Below are 22,146 nucleotides of genomic sequence, written 5' to 3'. Positions count from 1 at the left end.
CACCGCGAAGAGTGCGGCGAAGAGGGGCACGGCCAGGAAGATGGTCAGGGCGCGGTGTAGGTTTTCGCGGGTCACATCAGCCTCCCGATACCGATCCCGATCAGCAGGACCGCGCTGCAGATGAGCAGCCAGACGATCCCGGCTCCGGCGCGCGTGTCGTCGTCAGGCAGCGGGCAAGGCGTCCAGGCACCGGGCTGCGCATCCCGCAGGCCGGGGCACTCAGGGCGCACCGTGCCGCCGGGGCAATGGCAGGAGCCGCGCTCCCATTCTGGGCAGCGGAAAGCGGTCATGACGGAACCCCGATCACATCGAGCATGGCTTGCGCGGTGGCGCGGCGGCCGTCCTTGCAATGCTCCAGTATCGTCCGGCAGGCCTCGGCCACGTCCTTGTCAGACTGGCCCGGGGCGCAGAGAACAGCCCATGCTTCTTCGACGGTGTCGGTCATGATGCCATCCCCACGGTGATGAAGCCGTCGGCCTCGATCTCCTCAAACTTCAGGGGCTCGCAGGACTTCATGGCCGCGAAGTGCTCCGCGATCTCGGCCAATGGCTTGCCGACCAGGTCCTCGGGAACCGCCTGCGGCTCGTCGCAGAACGTGACACGGTGACCGCTCATCCGCTTCGCCTCGGGGCGCTCACCCGCATAGGTGGCGGGTGCCCAGGTTCCGTCGAAGCGGCGCTCTTCCACATACCAGAGGGTCATGCCGCCAGATCCTCCCGCGCCCTTTCGATCTCGGCCTCGATCTCGGCCAGATGCTGGAGCAATACCCGGGCGTCGACCTCGAAGAAGTCGCAGATCCGTTTGAGCACGTCCGGGCGGGGATGGCTCTCACCGGAAAGGTAACGATTGAACTGCGTGCGGTTGATGCCGAGATCGCGGCAGAGCGGGGCCACACGCATATCGCGCCGGTCGACCAGCTGGCGGAGGTTGTTGCCGAAGATGTCGTTCACGCGTGTCATGTGGTTCTCCTCAGAAGGGCACGTATTCAGAAAGCTGGATCCGCTCGACATCGACCCGGCGGTGAGCGGAAACCGCCTGCATGACGAAGAACACCGATCCGGGATTGTTGCGGGCGAGGCGTTCGGCCTCTGCCTCGGCGGCGTCGGGGGATGAATGGCGGACGGTCGAAGGCCCGTCGCCTTGAACCATCCAGAAGGTGTCGAGTCTGAGCGTCATGTGGGTCTCCTCTGGAAAGCGCCGGGGACGCGGCAGATGCGCCCCCGGCAAGTGAGCCGCCAAGAACAGGCGTCCCCCAAGGCAGTCAGGGGGTGGCGGCTTGTTCGTGGTCAGTTTTCTCCAAGGGCTTCGAGATACAGTTCGAGGATCGCCTCTTCCTCGGCGATGTCGTCCCGGTCTCGTTTCCGTCGGGCGATGATTTTCTTGATGGTCTTGACGTCGTAGCCGCGGGCCTTGGCCTCGGCGAACACCTCTTTGGACTGGTCCGCGATGTCAGCCATTTCGGCATTGAGGCGTTCCGCGCGCTCGATGAATTGTCGAAGTTCACCGGCTGTCACGCGATAGGCCGTATCTTTGACCTCCCGATCTTCAGGGGTCTCTTTCATCGGGGCACGCCCCTTGGTCTGTTTCAGCGCTTGGTTCAGATCGTCAGCGGTGAAGGGGCCGGTTTCGATCGTCCCGCCGGTGCCGTCGGGCACGCTCATGGTCATCACTGTCTCCGACACTTTCGCGCGGGCCTGCGTTTTTTTGGCCATGCTCTTTCCTTCCATCAAAACAGTCGGCCTTGGGTCAGGCGGGCGGAGGGAGTGACGACCTCGTCGACTGTCAGGAGGGCGTAGGTCTCGCCGGTCTCTCGAGCGAGGCGGGCGGCGTCGTCCCATGCCGCGTCCCGGTGCTCGTACCGGACCTTGGGTTGGGTCTTGGAATGACGGCCTGACGGCATGCGGCAGATCATCCAGAAGATCTGGTTGCGATCAGGCTTCATGGGGCACCTCCTCAGCTCGGCGTCGCAGTGCGGCGTGGGTGGCGATCTGAGTCTCGATCGAGGTGTCGAGCATCAGCTTGTTCCAGCGCTGCAAAGCCTGTGACCTGGTGACGCCGGGGATTGTCGCTGCGGCTTGGTCGAGCTTCATGCCGCTGCGCAGGAGGGTGACCAGCATCAGGTCGCGCGCCGGTGTCCAGGGCCAGGCGCAGGGGAGGTTGGCGATGTGAGCTGCGATCTGCGCCGCATCGGCGGGGGCCGGTGGCAAGGTCGTTTCAAAGCGAAGCGTGCCCGGGGCATGCCGTTGGCGGTGGTGGCCCTGCATGGCGATGTCCATGATCGGCGTGCCGCTCATTGGCCTGTCTCCTCTTTTTCACGACTGGGGCCGGGGATCGGCGCCTCCCATGAGTTCGGGTCGATGGTGACCTTCAGCAGTCCACCCGGTTCGGTGTCGAGCCAGGCGCTGAACCCGATCTGCCGCATCCCGGTCATGAAGAACTCGATCCGGCCCATGAGCCGCCGCCGGGCCGTTTCGCGGGCCTCGGCGCCGGTGACCTCGGCCAGGACATCGTTGATGATCTGTTCCGCCGCTGCGTCCAGCACCGCTTTCTGGGGATCCGTCATCAGAAGCCCCCCGGAAGAAGTGCGGCCGGATCGATCGGCGCGAAATACGCCGCCAGCCGAAGGATCAGCATGACAGCGCAGAAGAGCAGGACGGAGGAGATGGCGGTGCCGATGGTGAGCACGACAAGCGTCGGCCCCGGGCCTCTCCGCTGGCTGCGCGCATAGGTTTCTTCGAGGTAGTGGATCATGCCGCGGCCTCTTTCGGTGAATGGATGGGGGTCGTCGGGTCGGACTGGTTCCGCGTGGCGTAGGCGTCGATCAACGCGATGGCCTCGGTGAAGTGATGCTCCGCGACGGCCGTGGCGGCCTCGGCCAGCATGATCGCCGGGACGAATTCGAGATCCTCAAGGTGGTCTTCCAGCATCGCCTGCAGCGAGGTGTTGATGGCGGAGGTCATTTCGTCCGCCCATGCGCGGGCCTCGGTCATGCTGAACCCTCGGCGCCGGATCCTCGCCGTTCCCGCGCGGTGGTCAGGTCAATGATGCGGAGGGGAGTGAAGTTCTCAGCCGGGTCGCGGTCGATCCGGGCCAGTCGGTCCGGCGTCACCGGCGCGCCCTGCTGTTCCTTGAGCCGCAGCCAGGCGTCGGTTGTGAGCGCGGGAAGATGCGCGAACCGAGCCGGGTCAGTGACGACCGTGACGGCGTCTGGGTGGTAGGTGGGCATGCATCTCTCTCCATCGTGTCCGCGATCGGCCGTGTGGCTTCTTCTGTGGGTTGTGGAGGCAATATGCGTCATGCATAATTTTGTGTCAATGCGTAATGCATAATAATATGCAATCCGCCTTCCCGACGTAGAATCATCTGTGCTACACCGGCCTTGTCAAACCGTCGCGAAAACATCAGTAGGAACGCCAATGAACAGCAATCCAGCTCACGGAGGGGGTTACATCGGCCCGCTCGAATTCCATGATGACCCCAACTGCTTGGCAATGTTTCTGGGGGGATTCGAATTGGAACGAGATGACGACTACCTGCGCCAGCTGCTGCTGGACTTCGAGGCAAGTGATCAGTGGATGCACTACAGCGAACTGGGGCTGTCACATGAGTCCGACTACATGAAACGTCACTTCCACATTCAGCTTTTGGTCGATGGCGGGTTGATGGCGCCTATTGAACGGGGCGGATCGAGTTACCGGATTACGAACCAAGGGCACGACTTCATTGCCATGACACGTGAGGATGAGCGGTGGGCCGCAGTAAAGGCGGCCGGGCGCAGCGTTCGAGGTGCAAGCGTCCAGATGCTCTATCGGTTAGCTGAGGGGATGGTGCGGCAGAAGTTGGTCGAGGCGGGTTTTCCGCTGGCATAATATGGCCCGGCGCGATGGCCGGGCAGGGACGAACTAATGTGGTGGCTAGGTCAGGGCGATGGTGGTCCCGCAGGGAACAGGCGAGAGACGACGAGAAGAGCGCCACCAACTATCGTCATGATGATCGCGATGCCTGGATAGCCAGGCAACATGCTGACTTTGCCGCTCACCTCAGCGACGCGCTCATTAAGCGTGTCGAGCTTTGTTTCGACCCGATCCATGCGTTTTTCGAGGTTTGCTACGCGCTGTTCCACACTTGGATCATATGGGCCGCCGCCGCCGCCGCGCAAGCCGATCTTCTCCATCTGTTTAAGAAGATCTGCGCCGGTTCGGCCTTGGCCCGTGACGTCATGAATGTTTTCACTCATTGAGATCTACATCCTCCCCAATGTCGCGCTTGCCAGTCGTGTACTTGTTAAGCTTCCGGAGAGAGGCCTTGGCCTCTTCCATTCGCCGATTGAATTCGTCCTCATTTGTGATGGGAGTTGCGGAAGAGAGATCTATCGTGAATTCAGCTAGTTGCATAAGTGCTTTGCGCAGAAGAAAGCACTCTATCTCCAAGCTTAACAGCCGTTCCTCAACCTTCTTCTTGTTTCCCGAAATGCCGTTATTCATGGCTGTTTAGCTCCAACCCAGACCACGCGACCGATCACATTCACGTCGTCGTTCTCGAAATACTCTTCGTCGGGAAACTGGATCTTGTTGGCGTTGTCCGAACGGATCACGACGCTCTGCCGCCGCGGCCCCCAGTTCACGCGCTTGACCTTCAGCGCCTCGCCGATCCGGATTACGAACATGCCGTCAAAGTCGATGTCCGTCTTCGTCATGTCCACCATCACTATGTCGCCATGGTTCAACGTCGGCTGCATGCTGGCCCCGACCACGCCAATGATGGCGAGTTTGTCCATCGGTGTCGTCGTGATCGAGCGCAGGTATTCCGGCGGGAACGCCATCTGATCAACGACAGCCTCGTAGGCGGCCGGGACCATGCCGACACCGGCCTGAGCTTCGATGTCGAAGACCGAGATCAAACCGGGATCCTCGCTAAACGCAACCGGCGCACTCTCTTCAAGTCCTGCAAGGCCGCCATATAGCAACCATTCAGGAGTGACCTTGAAGGCCTTAGCATACGCTTGTGCTGCTTCGGCATTGAATGTGCGGGACCCATTTTCGTGTCCAGCATAGGTGGCATATGCCACCGACAGCCTTTCAGCCGCATCTCTAGCCGTTCGGTATCCTGCTCTGCTTCGAGCGGCTTTCAGTCGGTCGTGAGGTTCTGACATGCCTGCATAGCTAGCAGGGCTGGCTATGCATTGGGCATTGACGGGCGCATATTCTTCACGCATAAGATTATGCATGGAGCATATTTTCGAGAAACTGCCACGACTGCACATCCTCTCGGAAGAGATGGGTCAACCGTATCAAACGGTGGCCGCGTGGAAGAGCCGTGGAAGCATCCCCGCCAAGCACGACCTTATGCTGGTCGAGATTTCGCTGCGACACGGCAAAGGCCTGTCGCTCGACGAACTGGCCAAGGCCAGGGCAGCCCCTCCCGCTTCTGCCGCCTGGCCGTCGAGCTCCGCAACTGGAAGGATCGGCCGTTCGAATATGGCCGGGCCGACTGCGCGCTCTTTGCCGCCGCCTGCGTCAAGACGATGACCGGTGCGGACCCGGCGCGCGGGCTGCGCGGCTACCGGACGGAATCCGAGGGCCTGCGCAAGGTGCAGGCCAAGGGCTTCGCCTCGCATGTCGCCGTGTTCGAAGCGTTCCTGGCGCCGACGGATCGGCCGCGCGTGGGTGACGTCGCGATCGTGGATCTCGACGGGCAGGAGGCCACGGGCATCGTCCAGGGCCGCGGCGTCTACCTGATGTCGATCGACCATGGCCTGGTGGTGGTGCCGCGCCGCTGGATGATCAGGAGCCTCGCTGTCTGATGGCCGGTCTTATTGTAAATGCCGTTGTCGCTGGCCTGGGCGGGGCGGCGGCCGTCGGGGCCTTTGGGGTCGCCCTGATCCAGATAGGTGTGGGGCTGGTTTTCTCCGCCGTGGCGCAGGCGCTGCAAAAGAAGCAGAACCGAACGCAGACCCCGGGCATCCGCACGAAGTTCACCGGTCAGGGCGATGTCTCGCCCCAGACGATGATCCTCGGCCTCTATGCCACCGCTGGCCACATGATGGCGCCATACTACACGCACAGCCGCGCCGCGGCCGGGGGTGGGGACAACAACTTCGGCGCGATCGGCTCGGGCGACTACGCGACCTTCGTGATCAACCTGTCGGACACGGCGATCACCGACGTGACCGCGCTCTACCTGGACGGGGTTCGCTTCGACGTCGGCACGCACCTCGCCGGGACAGCGCACCCGCACTACGGCACGCCCGTCGCCTCCGGCGTCGATCGGAACGACTATGTCGGCAAGGTCTGGCTCAAGGTCTACGACGGCACGCAGACGGCGGCGGACCCGTATCTCCTCGCTGCCTATGGGTCGCACCCTGACCGGCCGTGGAAGGCCACGAGCTGGCACCGGGGCGGCGCCTACGCGATCGTCACCGTCAAGCGCGACACGAAGCTCTTCCGGGGCATCCCGACCTTCCGCTTCGAGGTGCAGGGCATGCCCCTCTATGACCCGCGCGACCTGTCGACAGCCTATTCGGTGAACCCGGCGCTGATGTGCTGGAACGTCCTGCGTGGCATCGCCCTGCCGGACGGATCGAGCTTTGGTATGGGCGTGGCCGAGGCGGATTTGCCGACCGATTGGTGGGACGATGCCCTCGACGAATGCGAGGTCCAGGTGGAGAACCAGGACGGCGGGGACGAGGACCAGTACCGCGCCGGGATCGAGATCCCGATCGCGACGCCGGACGACGGCGGTATGGACCCGCTGACCGCGATCGACGAGCTGCTGCCCGCCATGTCGGCGCAGGTCGCGGATCTCGGCGGCCAGTGGATCATCCGGGTCGGGGCCCCGGGCCTGGCCGTCGCCAGCTTCGACGATGGCGATGTGCTCAACAGCCGCGATCAGACCTATCGGCCCTTCGTCGGTCTGGCCGAGAAACACAACTGCGTCGCCGCGACCTTCCCGTCGCCCGCAGCCAAGTGGGAGCCGATCGAGGCGCCGCTCTTCGTCAACCAGGATGCGGTGGATGCGGACGGCGAGCAGCTGATCGCCTCGCTCGATCTCGACACGGTGCCATATCCGGACCAGGTGCAGCGCCTCGCCGCCGCCTGGGGCAAGGATGCGGAGCGCCGCCGGACCCATATCCCGGCGCTGGCGCCCTACATGGACAGCATGACCGTGCTGGATACCGTCGACGTGACCTCGGCCCGGTTCGGCTACTCGGACAAGTCGTTCGAGATCAACCGCTATGTGCTGGACCTGCAGACCGGGGTATTCCAGATCGCGATCCGCGAGGTCGACCACGACGACTGGACCGTGGTTCCTGCGGAATACCAGGCGCAGGACGTGCCGAACGTTACGCGCCTGCCTGCGCCCGCGCTGGCGATCACGACATACGCGGTGGCGAAGCATCAGATCACCGACGGGACGGACGATAAAAAGCCCGCGATCCGGATCACATGGACGCCTCCGAGCGACAACCTGTCCGGCGTGGCCTGGCAGGTCTATCGGTCGGGCGAGCTGGTCATCGAGGGTTCGACGGCCGACGCCGACGCGGGCGAGGTGATCCTGTCAGAGGGGTTGCTGCCGGACACCGGCTATTCGGTGCGGATCAAGCCGCTGGCAGAGGCGCAGGCGACGACATGGACGAGCTATGAGGCGGTCACCACCGACGACATCCGTCCGATCACGTCGACGGCGGATTTTGCGGACGGCCTGGTCCCCGTTGAAATCGTCGCGACGCTGCCGACGACCGGGAACTATCAGGGCCGGATGGTCTTTCTGACGACCGACGACAAGCTCTATCGTCACGACGGCTCAGATTGGATTGCGACCGTTGAGGCTGGCGACATCACGGGGGAGTTGACCGACAGCCAGATCGCGGACCTCGATGCGGCCAAACTGACCGGGCAGATCACCGGCGTGCAGATCTCCGACAACGCAGTGACCGCGGCCAAGATCGATGCCGGGGCGGTCACCACTGCCAAGATTGCAGCGAACGCGGTCACTGCGAATGAGGTCGCGGCGAATGCCATCACGGCCGCAAAGATCGACGCAGGCGCGGTCACGACGGCAAAGCTGGCGGCGGGTGCTGTGACGGCGAATGAGCTGGCCACCAACTCGATTGTCGCGGGCAAGATCGCCACCGGGGCAATCACGTCTGGCATGGGGGTGTTCTCCGGCCCGCTGCAGAGCGATGATTTCGTAACAGAGACCTCCGGCTGGCAAATCACCAAGGCCGGGAACGCGGAATTCAACCAGTTGATTGTGCGGGAAAGCCTGGTCGACGGTGCTGTGTCGGACGGGGTCAGCTACCTGGAGCTGCCCGAGCAAACATGCAACGACAGCGAGGTCCTCTATGAAGAGGAGCTGGGGGAATTCACCTATGACCAGCTCTGGCACATCAGCATTACTGTCGAGATGCGCCGCGCGAGTTCCACGGGACCCAACCAGACCCGCTACGTCTTCCAGATCGCCTATTACAACGGGGCCACTTGGGATGCCTGGCAAACCGTACAAGCCACGTCCTACGCCGCGCTCGATACCTTCCAGCAGTTCAGCATGACGCATCACATCGTGGCGAACAGGCCGAACGTCAGGATCCGGGTCTTCATCGACAACAGCCTCGTTGCCACGCCCACGCAAACCAATGTCCGCAATATCGGCATTTCCGCCAAGTACGTCGCGAGGTGACCATGGCCAGGTACGTCTTTTTCGATGAGAACGGAGCCGTCAGCGCGGTCGGCTCTGCCCCCTACGTCCCCGAAGGTGCCTATGAGGTGCCCGGCAATTTCGAGGCGTCCATGCTGGCGACCATGGTGCTGGTCGAGCGCCCGGCGCCGCCGCAATGGACGGTGGATGGCAGCGCCTATTCCATTGAGGACTGCCCGCTCGGCACGACGGTCAAGGTTGCGGATCAGATCGGCGGGGAATGGCTCTTCGATTACACGAGCGAGACGGAAGACGAAACGATCTCCTTCACGCTCAACGATCCCGGCACCTATTCGATCGAGCTGCACTTCCCGTTCCCGTATCTGCCCCGGGTGATCGAGGCGATCATCGAATGACGACCCTCTACCGGTCCAATGCGAGCCGCCTCAAGGAACACTGGCAGGGCATTATGGACGAGCGCAGCCGACGCATTGCCGAGAACTTCTTCTGGAACGGGCAGCGGTTCGATTACAGCGCCGAGAGCAAGGCCCGGATCACCGGTGCCGCCTCGCTCGCGGGGTTCAAGCTGCTGCAGCCCATTCCTCCGATCGGATACCAGTGGATGGACGGCGAAACCGACTTCGGCTGGATCGCGGCCGACAATTCCGTCGTGCTGATGACCGCGCAGGAGTGTTTCGATTTCGGGGCAGCTGCCGCGGCGCACGAGCGCGCGCATATCTTTGCGGCGGCCGCCCTCAAGGCCATGGACCCGATACCAGCCGACTACACCGACGACAGCTATTGGCCGTAGAGGAGCAGCAATGACAGATCCGACCAAAGACCCGTCGTTGATCGGGCAGATATTCAACGAGCGGGCGGCGCTGCTGGCCTTCTTCGGTGCTCTGGGTGGCGCGGTGCGTTCCGCGACGCTCCGGACCACATGGAAGGAGGGGCTGCGGGTCATCTTCGTGGGTGGCGTCACCAGCTTTGCCTTCGGGGAGCTGGGACCGTTCCTTCTGCAGCCGTGGATCGGGAAGATCCCGGACGAACTGGGCGGAAAGCTCGGCACGCTCTGCGCTGTGGCCTTCCTGACCGGCCTGATCGCCGTGACAGTGTTTGAACGCTTCCTGGCCAAGAAGGAGGTCGAAGATGATAAGGGCTGAGAAGACGACACCGAATGCCGATGCCTTCCGGACGCTGATCGTGGGCGGAATCCTCGCGATCATCCTCCTGCTCGGGGTCGACCCGGCGGCGCGCTACTACGACGAGCACCTGCGGCCGCGCCCATGGATCAGCGCCGAGGTGAAGATCCTACCGGCGAAAGAGGGCAAGCCCTTCGTCGAATACTCCGTAGATGCCCGGACGCTGGTTCACGCGACATGGAAGGCATGGGTTGAGAATGATCGGGGCGCGCGCTTGTGCGGCGGGTCCGGGCCGGGCGACTACAGCCCCTCAACCGAAAGCCCCAAGGTCTGGGGATGGGCCAGCTGGCTCGGCAAGGATTGCTGGGTGCCAAGGCGCGAATTCCGTCTCTGCGTTGCCTACGTCGCCGAGCTGAAGAGCCAGGCCCGCGCCCACTTCGGCCCATATTGCTCGGAGCTGTTCCGGGTGGAGCCTGATCGACCCGACTGACCTTTGACGACAGACTTAATCCTCATGGGAGAAACGACATGTGCAATAACAAGGCACACGACATCACGACTGGATTTTCCGTCTGCCCTGATTGCGGCGGCTGGACCTTCACACCTGTCGTCTTGGCAAAACCGCCCGGCAAGGCTGAAGGCTAAACGTTCTCGACGCCCAAGACTTTCGCAACCAAACCCAAGACGTTGAGCATCTGTTTCTCAGCCTCCGATCCAGTGCCTGCATGGCTGTGAAAGGAAAGGTCTTCTGCGATCCTCTTGTACGCTTCGATGCGCCAAGCGTTTTCCGGTGAACGATCATCGACTTCGGATGCAATGTGCTGAAGCGCACGAAGCAACCCGCCAGTGACATAAACCCCTTTCGGAAGGCCGGAGAACTTGAGCGCCTCCTGCTTCACGACCCGTATCGGGCGATCTGGATCAACCATCTAACTCTCTCACCAACTTCAACTGCTCGACGTTACGCCAAACAAACCCGATTCCCCAAGCCTGCCATTTCGGCGGGCTTTTTTCTTGGAGGGCCAAGCCCATGCAACTAAACGATCGCATCCTGCAAATCGCCCGGGCCGACGAGGGCACCTGGGAATGGGCAGGCGACGAGAATAACCCGGTCGTCGTGGCCTACTATGCCGAGGCCGGGCACCCGGAGATCAAGGACGACAGCGTGCCCTGGTGCGCAGCCTTCGTCGGCGCGGTGCTGGCCAAGGCGGGCGTGCAGGGGACCGGCTCGCTGCTGGCCCGGTCCTATGAGAAATGGGGCGAGGCTGTCAGCCCGGAGGACATCCAGCCGGGCGACGTGATCGTCTTTCCGCGCGGGAATTCGTCGTGGCAGGGTCACGTCGGCTTCGTCGCAGGCCTCGTCGGCGACAGGGTGCGCGTCCTCGGCGGCAACCAGGGCGACCAGGTCAACGTGAAGGCGTTCCGCCTTTCTGACGCCATCGCGATCCGGCGCGCCAAGCAACCCCGCAGCAGTGTTGCGCAGTCCAGCACGATTCAGGCGACCGGCGCGGGTGCGGCCGCAGTCTGTACGGCCGGCGGGACGGCGATCGCGGGGCTGGACGGGACGGCGCAGATCGTCGTCGTGGCCGCGCTGGCCGTCGCGGTGCTGGCGCTGGCATGGATTGCGCGCGAGCGGATCAAGAAGTGGGCGGCGGGGGTCCGGTGATGGCACGCCTTGGAAAGCGCCTGCGTTCCATGGGGCCCGGCGTGGTCGGCTTCATGTGTCCCGGTTGCGACATGATCCACCATGTCACTGTCGATGGATCGCGCGGGTGGTCGTGGAATGGCAACCCCGACACCCCGACCTTCTCGCCGTCCATTCTGGTCAAGGGCACGCGCCGGATCACGGATGACGAGCATGCTCGCATCATGGCGGGGGAGAAGGTCGAGCCGGAGCCCTTGCAGTGCCACAGCTTCGTCGAGAACGGCCGGGTCCGCTTCCTCAACGACTGCACCCATGGGCTCGTTGGCAAGACCGTGGATCTGCCGGAGATCGAGACGCCATGAGCCGCCTCTACCTCGCCGCTGTTGGCGTGCTCGTGGGCCTCATCGCCGCCCTCGGCATCGCCCTCGCCATCCAGACCGTCCGGCTCGATCGCGCCCACGACAAAGCCGACCGCCTCGACACCTGCGAGGAGGTCCAGGACATCAACACGGAGATCCGCAATGAAACGGATGATGATCTGCTCAATCGCACTTCTCGGCCTCGCTAGCTGCGCGGCCGGGGACTTCTGCCAGGTTGTGCCCGGCGAGAAACGCTTCGCCCCGGCCACCGCCCGGGCGGTCCTCGAAACCGACAGAGACGTCCTGCGTCAGATCGCTGTCGAGAACGAATTCGGTCACAGGCACTGCGGCTGGTGATCCGTAAATCCTGCCGCTGATCGCGGCCATCCTCAAACATAGGAGAAGACCATGACGGTCATTACCGATGCGACCACCGATTGGAGTGCAGGCGTCACCCTGACGGTCGATGAAGTCTGGCAGAACAAGCGGACGACACCCCTTTCCCTCGCGACCGGCGCCAGCGCGCCCGGTGACGATCTCGATGGCGTCCAGCTCGGCCCCTACGACAGCCTTTTCCTGTCGGCCGGGGTGACCGTCTATTATCGGAAAGCGGACAGCAGCTCGTCCCTGTTCACCCGCACCGCGGTGTCCACATGAGCCAGCGGCAGCACGGGCTGCTCGGCGTCGCTGATGGGCGGCGCCGGGCGCATGGGGTCCGGCCGGGGTTCCTGGGCCAGATCATCACCGCGATCATTGCCGACCTTTCCGTCTTCTCCACAGGCGAGATTGAGTTCTCTTCGACTGCCCCCGGCACAGGCCATTGGATTATCAGCGAAACTGATTTCTCAAATGATGGCGAGGCGCTTATCGCGGCAAAAGCGGCAGCGGACGACAGTGGCTCATTTGCAGCGGACGGCTCTGATGTCACGATCAACTTCGATGAAGCCCTCTATGGCGTCCGAACGTTTCAGGTCTGCGTGGAGAACGCGGCGGGTGTGTCCAATATCCTCGTGGATGAGACGCTGGACTTTGGGGATCAGCTTGGGCCGGAGGAAGCTGTCGATGGAGGTTTTGACACAACGTCCGGCTGGAATTTGCAGAGCGGCATTACGATTTCCGGCTCGCAGCTGATCATGCAACCGACCTCTAACTACCTCGCAGCGATCCGAACAATAAGTCCGTCGCCGTTTGCGGTTGGTGAGACGGCGCGCCTGACGCTCGAAGATATCGCGATAACGTCACTGGCCGGGTTTTACGTAATCTTCAAAGCCCTCGACGGCTCAAACAATATTCTAGATCAGGCCCAGGTTACGGTCACAGCAGACGGCGATAGGTCGGTAGATCTGCTTATGCCTGTCAGCACTGCCAAGGTGCGCGTTGAGTTTCAGGGCCGTACTGGTCTGGATGCCACTGCCGAAAGCTATTCGCTGCGTGAGGTAATCTGATGGTCGATTTTTCCAACCACACAGCCACGGTCAGGACGATCCTGAATAGTTCCGGCGCGCAACCGAGATGCATGCTCTACGGCCTTGGCGCGCTTGAACCGGGCAATGAGGGCGTAACGCCGTATCTCGATGTTTCCAAATACTCGCAATGGCGTAATGACGCTGGCACCGCTGCAACGTCCCTCACCTACGACGCCTACGGGCGACCCGTGCAGCCCGCGTCAGGGCAGACTGAAATCAACTTCGTCATTTACCGCCAGCCGTCCCTTGGGCTGGTGTACGTGGTAAAGTGGAAGAGCCTTGTTCCGCTGACAATCTCCGTCGGTGGCAATATCGCGTCCGTCACAAATCACACATGGGATGGCTACAACGGGTCCGCCACCATAACGCTCTCCAGCACTACGGCTGAGAGCTTCATTGTCATTGGGCGAACTGATGGCACAGAAGACGTGTTCGGGCTGGACGATTTCAATGTCATCCCCCAGACAACGACTTCACGAGGAACGACATTTCAAGAGGAACTGGACGCCGGGCATTACTGGGTTCCGGATTTCATCGACCCAATCAAAAACGATCCCACTGTTCACTGCATCCGATTTATGGATCAGAATGGCATGAACAACGGGAACAATCTAGCGTCGGCCCTCCAGCCGCTGACGGACACTGACGTTCTTGGCCCGACCAAGCAGGGCTATAACGCCCTTATCCCGCCGGAGGTTGTTGCTGATTTCGCAAACCAGACTGGCATTCCCTCTATTTGGGTGTGTATGCCGACGCTGGCGGATAGCGCCTACATAGTCGAGTATATGACGCGGCTCAAAAACGCCCTGACTGGCGGGACAGTCGTGGTTGTGGAACTGGTCAATGAATACTGGAATAATGACTATCCGCACGCCCAGAAGTTGCTCTCCAAATTCTACAAGTGGATGTATGATCAGGGGTATTCCGGTGTCATCCGGGTCCAGAACGTGAGCATTACGGAGGGGGCAAATTCCATTACCCTCCCGACCGGCGAGGGCGCTAACGTCACCGAGGTAGACACTGCTTGGCGCGTCGGGATCGGCGGGCTAGGGACGGCTTATCAACCAACCTCTGTCTCGGGCGACGACATAACATTTGCCAGCTACAACGATATTGACGTACCGACAGGCACATACGACGTCTACTTCGGGCTCTACAGCCTGCTTCCGGACGCGATGATGAAATACTCGGAGGACATGCGTCAGGCGATTGAGACTGTCTTCACGGGCGACGACGCCGACCGCTTCATGACAGTCATCCCCGGCCAAGCCGTGAACCTCGATGCTGGCCTGTTCACCATTGGCGCGCTTCTTGAAGTGGATAGTGAGTTTCCGCTTCCCGCAACTCGCCACGAGATCGTTTCATTCAGCTCTTATTTCGGCAGTAGTGGCGTCGTCACGCAGGCCATGATCGACAAGAGGGATGGCGACGATCTGGCAGGCGCTTTGGAGGACCTTCACGCGGCGGCCCTGTCCAGCCTCGCGTCCACAATTACCTCCGTTCAAGGCAGTTATAACAAGGTTGTGCAATATCATCCGTCAGCGCAGATTTGGGCGTATGAGGGTGGGTCACATATTCTACATTACCAAATGACTGTCAGCGGAGCGGTGGCTAAGGTAAACCCCGAGGATCATGCCAAACTCGCGCTGCCCTTGATGGAGGATTACTTCGATAGCTCCTATATGGAGGAGCTGGTGTCGGAGTGGATAGCCTTTCAGCGGGCCTATTTCGACATCGGCTCCCTGCTGCAATGGTACGACAATCCAGACTTCTACGGCATCTGGGGCAAGACGTTGAACAACGTCGATTACACCCAGAACGAGTGGGGCTCAAAGATCGACGCGCAGCTTGCCGCACTGACCTACTGGCGTGCGGCTACGTTTGCGGAGCGGAATGGTTAGGTTGATCCTAGCAGATCGCGTTTCTGTATTTCGAGACTTCGGCGACGCGACCTGATCGCAGCCAAACCGCCAATACCTGAAACCATCAGCCAAGCCCCAGCCGGGAGGGGAACCTGCATGGCGCTAAACGTCAAAACGGCGGGCGCAATGGCATTGAAGGAGAAGGTGAAGGTGCGGTCAATCTCTCTTAGGGCTCTTGGTGTTCTCCAAATTTCCAAGATAGTCCCGTTATCTTGAAATGTGGCTTGGACGCCATTGATGGTAAGGCGGTCGAAGGAGCCTGGGGTATCGACAACTGCAACGATCTTATAATCTGTGTTTGGTGGGCCGCTGCACGGTGCGCCTACGATCTTTGCCTCAAAAACCGTTGCGCCAACGTTTCCCGTGGTTGAAAAAATAGTAGAGTAAAAAACCTCGCACTTCTCAAGAACCACTTCCTTGCTTACCACCGTCACCGCCTGGGCCGCCCCAGCCATACCCATCACCGCCAGCGCGGCGGCCGCCAAAATCCGTTTCATTGCAAATCCCCCAAGATCAATGGGGGAAGGATGGCGCGATTCGGCGTCAGTTGTCGAGTCTGGGAGATTGGAAGGCCACAGACGGGATCGGGTATCGGCTGGAGGAACCGTCTTAGGGTGGGGGCGTCGGCAGGGCGGCGGCGATCACCGATCCTGAGTTTTGATTGCCTGGGTAATCCAGTTATACATATTCCCAGTCTTCCGAAGATTCCAACATTGACGCAAGAAATGCGAGCGTTTTAAGCTGGAACGTGCCGTCATGCACATTGGGAGTATGAAAGCCGACGTAACATGGCTTCGTTCTCTCCGCTTGATCAATAACCCAGCGGCCTCCGTCGGCAATTTCGCCAGCGACCACAAACCATCGGGGATCTGCGCGAAGGGAGCGCCGCGAATTCAGAAGATTCTTTGATTTTTGAAAAGGAGTTCACTCCATGTTTCGCAAACTCACAGTCCTAGCGGCTACGCTGCTATTCTGCGCCGCAGGCGCCGCGCAGGCCCTCACCGTTTCTATCAGCAATCCAGTCGAAGGGACCTTTTCGTTCTCGGCAGCAGATGTCACCCCGGCGTCCTGCTGCCCAATCGTTTCGATCGACGGTCCGATCAAGTTCCAGCAAGCAAACTTCACGTTCTTGTCGTCCGACCTTCTCGATCCCGGCACGACAATCGGCTTCACCATCCTAGACAGCGCTCGGAACGTTCTGACGAGCAGTAGCAAAACCTTCTTGGGCGCCAGCAGCACATCCTCGTTCTTCTTCGGATCGTCGGACCAACCGAACCTTACCAGCGGCTACGTGCAGGTCACCGCGCAGAGCGGCACCTTTGAAATCGACCAACTGATGATACAGGGTTTCGTTTCAGCGACGGTTCAAAGTACCAGCGGTGGTGATCTCCAGACGCAGTTGTCTGCATTTACTGAGGTCGAAAATTTTTCTTCGATTAACTCCGGCGTGGTCCCTATACCAGCGTCGGCACTGCTGATGCTGGGTGGGCTCGGCCTGCTGGGTGGGTTGGCACGCCGCCGCTGAGAGTTTCTTAGCAGTAAATAACATGGAATCGGGCCTGGCCGTAGTCGGCCGGGCCCATTCAGTTTTTGCGCACGACATGTGCCGTGCGGCGATGATCCGAACATTCTGCCTCTAGCTCGGCCAAGGCCGACGCGGAAACTGTCGCCGCTGTGATTGATCTTCGTGGCCAATATTTGCCATTTTGGTCGCAGCACGTCATACTTGGAACTTTAATGCCGCAGGGAATTTCCGGGGGGAAAGATGTTTCGCACTACAATATTTGCTTCGCTCTTCATTGCAATCGCTTCAACTGCAGGAGCGGTGACCCGCACATTTGAGGCGGAAATCCGTGGAGTATCAGAAGCCTACGGTGGCGAGCTGTCTATGCTGGGTTTGGCTCCGGGCAATTATGATATGCTCTTTCGGTGGAGCTTCGATACCGACGACACGATTGTCCAGAACTATTCGTACGCCTGGGCTGACTTGCAGCGCGCGCAAAGTCAACTTCAGTCTTTCTCGGCTACAATAGGTGGGCTGTCGTACTCCGGAAGAACTGGTGGTCCCATTTACACTTTCAACTATACATGGAATCCCGGCCACACCTATACCGGGGATCGGTTTCGCCTTAACACAGTGAATTACGGCGCTTCGTCGCCCGATTGGCTTCAGTTCGACATTGTCGCGGAGGCCCTCGCAGACGATGCTTTCCTGGGTGGTGATCATGCGAGCGCTTCTGAATTGAATTCTATCGCGGCGGAGCATGTGCAAGGACCGATCGCAATGCTGACGATATTTAGATCGAATGTAACTGCCGGATGGCTGTATAGCTCCGACGTGACGTTTCGCGAGGTAACCCCTCAAGTTCCCTTGCCGGGCGGCGTCGGTCTTCTGGCATCCGGTCTGATAGTTTTGGGAGGCCTGCATCGCCATAGACGGCGGAAGGGCCTCTAACAGGTACTGGCCGGTCGTCGATGGCAGCAACCAAGGACCAGATCCTCGCGATCTACCGCCGGAACCTGGAGCGGTATGAAGCTGAGGGCGATGCGGAGAAGGTCGCCGTCCAGCGCCGCCTGATCGCCCGGATCGAGGCGGGATGATCTTCCGCTCCGGCCACTTCCGTTGCGAGGTCTTCGAGGTCGGCGGCGTCTTCATCGGCAAGGTCTACGAGCACGACCAGCTGCTCTGCACTCTCACGGCCGACAGCCTGCAGGATCTGAGCGCGCGGTTCACGGAATGGATCGCGGGGTAGGGTGGTCTCTACGAAGTGCGCCCCGGTTCAGCCAGGCGGTTTAGGGCCCCGGTCCCGTTTCGGTGCGGATATCCGGAAACGAAACGCACCGAACCGTGCCGAAACCGTGCATTTACCGGGAACGCAAGTCGAACGGATGTTCTAACACTGCCCTCCGAAGGCAGGTGTCTATTCGGCTTTCCGCGCATCCTCGATAATGAGATCGTGCAGCATCCAAGGGGAAGGAGCTTCGATTGCGTGCTTCGATGCGCCGACCGGAGTGAAGTAGCACCATTCTTCCTCGTCGGCTTTCCAAGAACCAATAACCTCGCCGTCGACAAGCAGAACGTCTCCTTGAAAGGCCTGGTTGTGGTAGCCCGTCATTACTACGCCACCGCGTAGCTGTGCGCCTTCGTCAATCATATCGCAGATAGTGTTGAACTGAGATCGCACGTCTAGCGAGCTGCCACCGGATATCGCACCCGAGTCGATTGTCCTGTACCGAAAAATTCCGATGTATCCTGATCCATCCGATGCAGGCTCTATATGACAGGTAAAATCTCCCCGGCGTTCTGCTTCTTTTGCCATATCCTCGACTCTGCATCTGGAGGTCTTACGAATGGTGACGCCTTTTCGCTTCAATTGTCGAGTCCGTTGGATTGAAGCGGTTTTCGCCGCCGGTCCTAACCCATTGATTTAACTGAAAGCCGATGGTGGTCGGTTTTCAACGGAAGCAGTTGAGGCCGAAAGATTTACCCCGTCCTCCTCGGTCTCAAAGCGGGGGGCGATCCGAGGTGAGCAACTCGGACCAACGACACGTCGTGTAGGGTCACGGTTGTTATAGCAACTGGAGGGCCGACAGTGACCGACATCATCGAATTGAAAGACAACTACCCCGAACTGGCGAGGCGGATCGCGTCGTGCCGCTTTCAAGATCGCTCCATCGTTGCGGAGTTGCCGTTTCGAGAAAGCGCGTACTTCGAGCGCCTTCTAGAAGGCCGACATATCGGAATCTATAGACCTCATGAGCGGGTTTGCACTTGGACGGCGCGCTACTTGACCGCTGACAAACGATATCTGCAACGAAGTCTTGGCCCCGCCTTGGTCGGAAAAGACCATCAGGCCTCCTTCGAAAAAGCGATCGCTTCAGCGTTGGATTGGTTTCAGTCAACGGATGTAATGACCCACGCGTCACGCCCGCGCCGACGGCATCGGACGACAAGCGTCAGCATTTGCCCGATCGGAAAAGTGTATTCTGTCGGTCATGCACTTCGCGATTACACGGAATGGACCAAATTGGCGCGAACTCCGGGGGGCCACTATAATACCCTCTCGGCGATCAACCATCACTTGGTGCCAAATCTAGCCCATATCCCCTTGGAAGAGTTTAACGCCAAGCACCTGCGATCTCTTGCAGCCAAGGTCTTGGAGGAACCTCCCAGACATGGCTTCTCGCACTATCGCGAACCGGTACGACCAGAGGAGTTGTCGGCAGATGATCTTCGTAAGCGGAAGCGGACGTTCAATTCTCTGGTCACCATTCTTAAGATGGCCTTCCGTCAAGCTTGGGAAAACGGCGAAATCGAAACTGAGAGGCCCTGGCGGTGCCTGAATCGAGTGCCGGTTATCCATTCTCCGCGGCGGATCTTTCTAAACCGTACCGAATGCCAAAGGCTGCTCGAGAACTGCACGCCAGCTCTCCGACGACTGGTTCTCGCCGCCCTGTACTCTGGATGCAGAATCGGAGAATTGGCCAACCTCCGCGTGCAGGACGTGGGTTTTCAAGGGTATGGGATCAGAGTGTCTGAGTTCAAGCGCAGTCCGGCCCGTTTCGTGTTTCTGCCGGACGAAGGAATGGCGTTCTTCCTGGACTGCTGCCGTGACAAGGCGCCGCGCGATCGCGTTCTGCTTTCGGACCGAGAAAAAGTTTGGAGGCGCCAGCACACGCCTTTGTTCCGCCGTGCCGTAACAAGAGCGAAACTTCCGCCGGGGTTCGTGTTCCACGGGCTGCGCCACACTTACGCGAGTGAACTGGTGCGCAAGGGTGTTTCCCTTGAAGTCGTCGCCAAACAATTAGGACATGCCGATACAAGGACCGTAGCGCAGACATATGGGCACCTATCTGATTGCGTGCGGGAGAACGAAATCCGGCGCAATTTTCCGTCCATGGGTCCTGACCACGCATCACTGGCGGGCAAAATGGCCACTGATCTGGCGACCGTTTGGAGTGCGGCGCACTCAAATGGTCAGTTTGCAAACACCACCACTGAATTTCGTAACACGACGCCGCTTCAAAGCAGCCACCGTGCGAGTGCAGAAGTTCTGGATGTGTTTTCCGAAGCCGAAAAGTACATGACCTAGGACCGCGCACAGTCGAAATTCCCTTCAGGACAGTGACCAACGTTTCGTGACCTGATTGCCAAAACGGTTGACGGCTTTGGAAGACATTCGCCGTTCTTTACACTTCGCTAACGATTTCAATCTAGGCTGTCGCGAGGCGCAACAGGACAACATGATGACTGAAATCGAATTGGCAGAAGAACTGGAAAAACTGCTCTTGGAATATGTGGAGCGTTACGGGGCCACAGACGCCGTGAGGGATTTCTATGCGAGGCTCTCACGGAAAGCGGCGGCGCGAGGGGAGGGCCCAGATCCGGATCGGCCAGGTTAGCAGCAGCCCTAAACGTCGGCGCGGCGATGCGGATCGGATTGGGCTGGTGAAGGGCTCCGATTTGTTGGACTTTGGCGCGCTAACTCATTGATGGATATGGCGGCCGACGCTGTCCAGTTGGAACTGTAACTCGTAGGACGGGAACACATAGCGCCCCTCCTGATGGGTGCGCCAATACTTTCAGATCTAAGTAGACACCATTTCCGAATGCGGGCGCTCAGGAGAAGGGTGTTTTGTCTACGAAGTGCTGAGCGTCGGCGGTGTTGCATCAGTCTTCACCGCGCTGCTAGCGTCGAAAAAAAGCCCCGGCCTGGAAAAGGCCGGAGCTGTGATCATGTCGGTAATTTCCGAGCAGCGTTCAGCGGCGTCTTGCCAGCCCGCCAAGCAATGCAAGCCCACCCAGCATCAGGGGAAGCCCTGCCGGCAACGGGACCACAGGCGTGCCGCCAGTATTATCCAAGGTGGAGAAGGACTCGAATACCTGGTCTCCGCTTTTGCTGGACAGTGCGAAGTCTATTTCTTGTTGTTGATCGTTCAGCACCGTGATGCCACCGAGAAGTGCGGTATTGAAGAAGCTCGCCTTCGTGTCGAAAGCGGGAATGACGTATTCGACGTCATACCCGTATTCACCATCGTAAGTCCCAAGGGTGAAGTCCGACAGGCTCCAGAGTGACACAATAATGTTGAATTCCTCTCCGAAAACGAAATCGAGGAAAAGATTCACCGTCTCGTCGATAGAAACCGTTTTCTCTTGAGGGTCGGTGAGGCTGACCGGTAGATCATCCGCAAACACGCTTGCGATATCGTCCCCTACAAGTTCGCCGGATTGTCCATATCCCCTGAGCGTCAAGTGCGTCTGCGAAGATGCCACGGCACAGCCGAAACAGGTGCTAATTACATTCCCCTGTTCGTCATAAGAATCGTAAGGGAAGATCTGAGTATTGGCCGAACCGTCAAGGTGATAGGATAGTTTGAGTGTGCCGGTCGAGCCAGCAACTCCCCCTGTGATCGTCCAGTCATCATCCATCCTGGCCAAAGCGTAGGCCGAACCATATGCGCTGAGTTCTGGAAAGTCGTACTGAAGCGCATAGCTACCCTCGCCGACCTCATTGTCGATCCACGAGCCGTACTCGTCTTTCACAATGTAGTCGTCGTACTGCGGGCCGAGATAGTTGGTGTATCCCGATTCTTCTTCGGGTAGCGGGGCCGGTAGATCCGTACCGGGCGCCTTCATCAAACTGGTTTCCGTCTTCAGAGCTCCAGAAGTCGCCTGCGCTTTTGCGCCATATTCGATTTGCTCGAATTTGCCGGTCTCGCCATCGACGTATCCCTGCGTGCCCGAGCATTCCACAAGTGCGCCTGCAGAACTGAAATCACTGCATGTCAGACCGTTGTCGTTGTCTGTCGTCTCCGACTGGAAGTAGGTCGATGTGCGGAACGTCGCTGCCTCAACAGCTGACGTAGTCGTCAACAGAGCGGTTGCGGAGCCGAACGTGATAGCCGCTAGAAAAAAGCGATTGTTCGAAATCATTTTTGCAAGTCCTTTTTGGCAAGCAAGAAGTATAACTAGTT

Annotated in this window: 39 protein-coding genes; 19 read left to right on the top strand and 20 right to left on the bottom strand. The window is 59.9% G+C overall.

The annotated features are described in order from the left end of the window. Positions 1-71 precede the first annotated feature (71 nt). The 12 genes from ACFC2Y_RS15800 to ACFC2Y_RS15745 form a co-directional block, all read right to left on the bottom strand. On the bottom strand, positions 72-290 hold the full coding sequence (locus ACFC2Y_RS15800; protein WP_375175533.1) for a hypothetical protein: 219 nt from the start codon (positions 288-290) through the stop codon (positions 72-74). After that, positions 287-445, bottom strand: coding sequence for a hypothetical protein (locus ACFC2Y_RS15795; protein ID WP_375175532.1), 159 nt, complete (start codon positions 443-445; stop codon positions 287-289). The genes ACFC2Y_RS15800 and ACFC2Y_RS15795 overlap by 4 nt, the downstream gene beginning before the upstream one ends. Further along, positions 442-702: a hypothetical protein gene (locus tag ACFC2Y_RS15790; protein ID WP_375175531.1), complete on the bottom strand. Its 261-nt coding sequence runs from the start codon at positions 700-702 to the stop codon at positions 442-444. Before ACFC2Y_RS15790 ends, ACFC2Y_RS15795 begins: the two co-directional genes overlap by 4 nt. Then, positions 699-959 carry a helix-turn-helix domain-containing protein gene (locus ACFC2Y_RS15785; RefSeq protein WP_375175530.1) on the bottom strand — a complete coding sequence of 87 codons (261 nt, stop codon included), beginning with the start codon at positions 957-959 and terminating at the stop codon, positions 699-701. The genes ACFC2Y_RS15790 and ACFC2Y_RS15785 overlap by 4 nt, the downstream gene beginning before the upstream one ends. 10 nt (positions 960-969) lie before the next feature. Further along, entirely contained in the window at positions 970-1,176 is a 207-nt protein-coding gene (locus tag ACFC2Y_RS15780) for a hypothetical protein (RefSeq protein ID WP_375175529.1), read from the bottom strand. Between the two features lie 110 nt (positions 1,177-1,286). Beyond that, on the bottom strand, positions 1,287-1,562 hold the full coding sequence (locus ACFC2Y_RS15775; RefSeq protein ID WP_375175579.1) for a DUF2312 domain-containing protein: 276 nt from the start codon (positions 1,560-1,562) through the stop codon (positions 1,287-1,289). 164 nt (positions 1,563-1,726) lie between these two features. Continuing rightward, positions 1,727-1,942: a hypothetical protein gene (locus ACFC2Y_RS15770; protein WP_375175528.1), complete on the bottom strand. Its 216-nt coding sequence runs from the start codon at positions 1,940-1,942 to the stop codon at positions 1,727-1,729. Continuing rightward, entirely contained in the window at positions 1,932-2,294 is a 363-nt protein-coding gene (locus ACFC2Y_RS15765; RefSeq protein WP_375175527.1) for a hypothetical protein, read from the bottom strand. Before ACFC2Y_RS15765 ends, ACFC2Y_RS15770 begins: the two co-directional genes overlap by 11 nt. Next, positions 2,291-2,563 (bottom strand): hypothetical protein, encoded by a 273-nt coding sequence (locus ACFC2Y_RS15760; RefSeq protein ID WP_375175526.1) that lies wholly within the window; start codon positions 2,561-2,563, stop codon positions 2,291-2,293. The genes ACFC2Y_RS15765 and ACFC2Y_RS15760 overlap by 4 nt, the downstream gene beginning before the upstream one ends. Further along, positions 2,563-2,751, bottom strand: a complete 189-nt coding sequence (locus ACFC2Y_RS15755; RefSeq protein ID WP_375175525.1) for a hypothetical protein — start codon at positions 2,749-2,751, stop codon at positions 2,563-2,565. Before ACFC2Y_RS15755 ends, ACFC2Y_RS15760 begins: the two co-directional genes overlap by 1 nt. After that, positions 2,748-2,990, bottom strand: coding sequence for a hypothetical protein (locus ACFC2Y_RS15750; protein WP_375175524.1), 243 nt, complete (start codon positions 2,988-2,990; stop codon positions 2,748-2,750). The genes ACFC2Y_RS15755 and ACFC2Y_RS15750 overlap by 4 nt, the downstream gene beginning before the upstream one ends. Further along, a complete protein-coding gene (locus tag ACFC2Y_RS15745; protein ID WP_375175523.1) occupies positions 2,987-3,226 on the bottom strand; it encodes a hypothetical protein in 240 nt (79 codons plus the stop codon). The genes ACFC2Y_RS15750 and ACFC2Y_RS15745 overlap by 4 nt, the downstream gene beginning before the upstream one ends. Positions 3,227-3,416: 190 nt before the next feature. Here ACFC2Y_RS15745 and ACFC2Y_RS15740 point away from each other — a divergent pair, with 190 nt between their 5' ends. After that, complete coding sequence (locus ACFC2Y_RS15740) at positions 3,417-3,869, top strand: DUF2513 domain-containing protein (protein WP_375175522.1); 453 nt, start codon at positions 3,417-3,419, stop codon at positions 3,867-3,869. Positions 3,870-3,919: 50 nt separating this feature from the next. Here the strand turns inward: ACFC2Y_RS15740 and ACFC2Y_RS15735 are convergent, their stop codons facing one another. From ACFC2Y_RS15735 to ACFC2Y_RS15725, 3 genes are read right to left on the bottom strand one after another with little or no spacing between them, the layout of a single operon-like run. Further along, positions 3,920-4,237, bottom strand: coding sequence for a hypothetical protein (locus ACFC2Y_RS15735; RefSeq protein WP_375175521.1), 318 nt, complete (start codon positions 4,235-4,237; stop codon positions 3,920-3,922). Further along, positions 4,230-4,484, bottom strand: coding sequence for a hypothetical protein (locus tag ACFC2Y_RS15730; protein ID WP_375175520.1), 255 nt, complete (start codon positions 4,482-4,484; stop codon positions 4,230-4,232). Before ACFC2Y_RS15730 ends, ACFC2Y_RS15735 begins: the two co-directional genes overlap by 8 nt. Next, a complete protein-coding gene (locus ACFC2Y_RS15725) occupies positions 4,481-5,152 on the bottom strand; it encodes a helix-turn-helix transcriptional regulator (protein ID WP_375175578.1) in 672 nt (223 codons plus the stop codon). Before ACFC2Y_RS15725 ends, ACFC2Y_RS15730 begins: the two co-directional genes overlap by 4 nt. Before the next feature lie 73 nt (positions 5,153-5,225). Between ACFC2Y_RS15725 and ACFC2Y_RS15720 the strand changes: the two genes are divergently transcribed. From ACFC2Y_RS15720 to ACFC2Y_RS15690, 7 genes are read left to right on the top strand one after another with little or no spacing between them, the layout of a single operon-like run. Continuing rightward, positions 5,226-5,528 carry a hypothetical protein gene (locus ACFC2Y_RS15720; protein ID WP_375175580.1) on the top strand — a complete coding sequence of 101 codons (303 nt, stop codon included), beginning with the start codon at positions 5,226-5,228 and terminating at the stop codon, positions 5,526-5,528. Next, entirely contained in the window at positions 5,435-5,803 is a 369-nt protein-coding gene (locus ACFC2Y_RS15715; RefSeq protein ID WP_375175577.1) for a hypothetical protein, read from the top strand. The genes ACFC2Y_RS15720 and ACFC2Y_RS15715 overlap by 94 nt, the downstream gene beginning before the upstream one ends. Then, a complete protein-coding gene (locus ACFC2Y_RS15710) occupies positions 5,803-8,679 on the top strand; it encodes a hypothetical protein (protein WP_375175519.1) in 2,877 nt (958 codons plus the stop codon). The genes ACFC2Y_RS15715 and ACFC2Y_RS15710 overlap by 1 nt, the downstream gene beginning before the upstream one ends. A gap of 2 nt (positions 8,680-8,681) precedes the next feature. Then, entirely contained in the window at positions 8,682-9,053 is a 372-nt protein-coding gene (locus tag ACFC2Y_RS15705) for a hypothetical protein (RefSeq protein ID WP_375175518.1), read from the top strand. Beyond that, positions 9,050-9,448, top strand: a complete 399-nt coding sequence (locus tag ACFC2Y_RS15700; RefSeq protein WP_375175517.1) for a DUF4376 domain-containing protein — start codon at positions 9,050-9,052, stop codon at positions 9,446-9,448. The genes ACFC2Y_RS15705 and ACFC2Y_RS15700 overlap by 4 nt, the downstream gene beginning before the upstream one ends. A gap of 10 nt (positions 9,449-9,458) precedes the next feature. Further along, positions 9,459-9,800, top strand: coding sequence for a hypothetical protein (locus ACFC2Y_RS15695; protein ID WP_375175516.1), 342 nt, complete (start codon positions 9,459-9,461; stop codon positions 9,798-9,800). After that, a complete protein-coding gene (locus tag ACFC2Y_RS15690) occupies positions 9,787-10,269 on the top strand; it encodes a hypothetical protein (RefSeq protein WP_375175515.1) in 483 nt (160 codons plus the stop codon). Before ACFC2Y_RS15695 ends, ACFC2Y_RS15690 begins: the two co-directional genes overlap by 14 nt. Positions 10,270-10,420: 151 nt before the next feature. On the opposite strand, the gene ACFC2Y_RS15685 is transcribed toward ACFC2Y_RS15690, so the two are convergent. Beyond that, positions 10,421-10,708, bottom strand: a complete 288-nt coding sequence (locus ACFC2Y_RS15685) for a hypothetical protein (protein ID WP_375175514.1) — start codon at positions 10,706-10,708, stop codon at positions 10,421-10,423. 101 nt (positions 10,709-10,809) lie between these two features. On the opposite strand from ACFC2Y_RS15685, the gene ACFC2Y_RS15680 reads away from it, so the two are divergent. From ACFC2Y_RS15680 to ACFC2Y_RS15670, 3 genes are read left to right on the top strand one after another with little or no spacing between them, the layout of a single operon-like run. After that, positions 10,810-11,445, top strand: coding sequence for a TIGR02594 family protein (locus ACFC2Y_RS15680; protein ID WP_375175513.1), 636 nt, complete (start codon positions 10,810-10,812; stop codon positions 11,443-11,445). Further along, a complete protein-coding gene (locus ACFC2Y_RS15675; protein ID WP_375175512.1) occupies positions 11,445-11,786 on the top strand; it encodes a DUF6527 family protein in 342 nt (113 codons plus the stop codon). The genes ACFC2Y_RS15680 and ACFC2Y_RS15675 overlap by 1 nt, the downstream gene beginning before the upstream one ends. Continuing rightward, the gene (locus ACFC2Y_RS15670) at positions 11,783-11,992 is read left to right on the top strand and encodes a hypothetical protein (protein ID WP_375175511.1); all 210 of its coding nucleotides are present in this window, start codon (positions 11,783-11,785) and stop codon (positions 11,990-11,992) included. The genes ACFC2Y_RS15675 and ACFC2Y_RS15670 overlap by 4 nt, the downstream gene beginning before the upstream one ends. Here ACFC2Y_RS15670 and ACFC2Y_RS15665 read toward each other — a convergent pair. Next, entirely contained in the window at positions 11,967-12,122 is a 156-nt protein-coding gene (locus ACFC2Y_RS15665) for a hypothetical protein (RefSeq protein WP_375175510.1), read from the bottom strand. The genes ACFC2Y_RS15670 and ACFC2Y_RS15665 overlap by 26 nt on opposite strands. Before the next feature lie 69 nt (positions 12,123-12,191). Between ACFC2Y_RS15665 and ACFC2Y_RS15660 the strand changes: the two genes are divergently transcribed. From ACFC2Y_RS15660 to ACFC2Y_RS15650, 3 genes are read left to right on the top strand one after another with little or no spacing between them, the layout of a single operon-like run. Continuing rightward, positions 12,192-12,440, top strand: a complete 249-nt coding sequence (locus ACFC2Y_RS15660; protein WP_375175509.1) for a hypothetical protein — start codon at positions 12,192-12,194, stop codon at positions 12,438-12,440. Next, positions 12,437-13,228: a hypothetical protein gene (locus ACFC2Y_RS15655; protein WP_375175508.1), complete on the top strand. Its 792-nt coding sequence runs from the start codon at positions 12,437-12,439 to the stop codon at positions 13,226-13,228. Before ACFC2Y_RS15660 ends, ACFC2Y_RS15655 begins: the two co-directional genes overlap by 4 nt. After that, positions 13,228-15,150: a hypothetical protein gene (locus ACFC2Y_RS15650; protein WP_375175507.1), complete on the top strand. Its 1,923-nt coding sequence runs from the start codon at positions 13,228-13,230 to the stop codon at positions 15,148-15,150. Before ACFC2Y_RS15655 ends, ACFC2Y_RS15650 begins: the two co-directional genes overlap by 1 nt. Here ACFC2Y_RS15650 and ACFC2Y_RS15645 read toward each other — a convergent pair. Further along, the gene (locus ACFC2Y_RS15645; protein ID WP_375175506.1) at positions 15,147-15,668 is read right to left on the bottom strand and encodes a VPLPA-CTERM sorting domain-containing protein; all 522 of its coding nucleotides are present in this window, start codon (positions 15,666-15,668) and stop codon (positions 15,147-15,149) included. The two genes, ACFC2Y_RS15650 and ACFC2Y_RS15645, sit on opposite strands and share 4 nt — an antisense overlap. A gap of 434 nt (positions 15,669-16,102) precedes the next feature. Between ACFC2Y_RS15645 and ACFC2Y_RS15640 the strand changes: the two genes are divergently transcribed. The 4 genes from ACFC2Y_RS15640 (at position 16,103) to ACFC2Y_RS15625 (ending at position 17,924) form a co-directional block, all read left to right on the top strand. Continuing rightward, complete coding sequence (locus ACFC2Y_RS15640) at positions 16,103-16,696, top strand: hypothetical protein (RefSeq protein ID WP_375175505.1); 594 nt, start codon at positions 16,103-16,105, stop codon at positions 16,694-16,696. A gap of 240 nt (positions 16,697-16,936) precedes the next feature. Beyond that, on the top strand, positions 16,937-17,626 hold the full coding sequence (locus ACFC2Y_RS15635) for a hypothetical protein (RefSeq protein ID WP_375175504.1): 690 nt from the start codon (positions 16,937-16,939) through the stop codon (positions 17,624-17,626). 20 nt (positions 17,627-17,646) lie between these two features. After that, positions 17,647-17,772 (top strand): hypothetical protein, encoded by a 126-nt coding sequence (locus ACFC2Y_RS15630; protein WP_375175503.1) that lies wholly within the window; start codon positions 17,647-17,649, stop codon positions 17,770-17,772. Beyond that, positions 17,769-17,924 (top strand): hypothetical protein, encoded by a 156-nt coding sequence (locus ACFC2Y_RS15625; RefSeq protein ID WP_375175502.1) that lies wholly within the window; start codon positions 17,769-17,771, stop codon positions 17,922-17,924. The genes ACFC2Y_RS15630 and ACFC2Y_RS15625 overlap by 4 nt, the downstream gene beginning before the upstream one ends. Before the next feature lie 168 nt (positions 17,925-18,092). On the opposite strand, the gene ACFC2Y_RS15620 is transcribed toward ACFC2Y_RS15625, so the two are convergent. Then, complete coding sequence (locus tag ACFC2Y_RS15620) at positions 18,093-18,491, bottom strand: hypothetical protein (RefSeq protein WP_375175501.1); 399 nt, start codon at positions 18,489-18,491, stop codon at positions 18,093-18,095. A gap of 273 nt (positions 18,492-18,764) precedes the next feature. On the opposite strand from ACFC2Y_RS15620, the gene ACFC2Y_RS15615 reads away from it, so the two are divergent. Next, positions 18,765-20,264 (top strand): tyrosine-type recombinase/integrase, encoded by a 1,500-nt coding sequence (locus tag ACFC2Y_RS15615; protein WP_375175500.1) that lies wholly within the window; start codon positions 18,765-18,767, stop codon positions 20,262-20,264. A 668-nt stretch (positions 20,265-20,932) separates the two neighbouring features. On the opposite strand, the gene ACFC2Y_RS15610 is transcribed toward ACFC2Y_RS15615, so the two are convergent. Continuing rightward, the gene (locus ACFC2Y_RS15610; protein ID WP_375175499.1) at positions 20,933-22,105 is read right to left on the bottom strand and encodes a hypothetical protein; all 1,173 of its coding nucleotides are present in this window, start codon (positions 22,103-22,105) and stop codon (positions 20,933-20,935) included. Between the last annotated feature and the right edge of the window lie 41 nt (positions 22,106-22,146).

This window comes from Pseudooceanicola sp. (assembly GCF_041987405.1).
Classification (GTDB): Bacteria; Pseudomonadota; Alphaproteobacteria; order Rhodobacterales; family Rhodobacteraceae; genus Pseudooceanicola.
The sequence above is the reverse complement of the archived record's forward strand: the minus strand, read 5'-3'. Positions and strand labels throughout refer to the sequence as shown.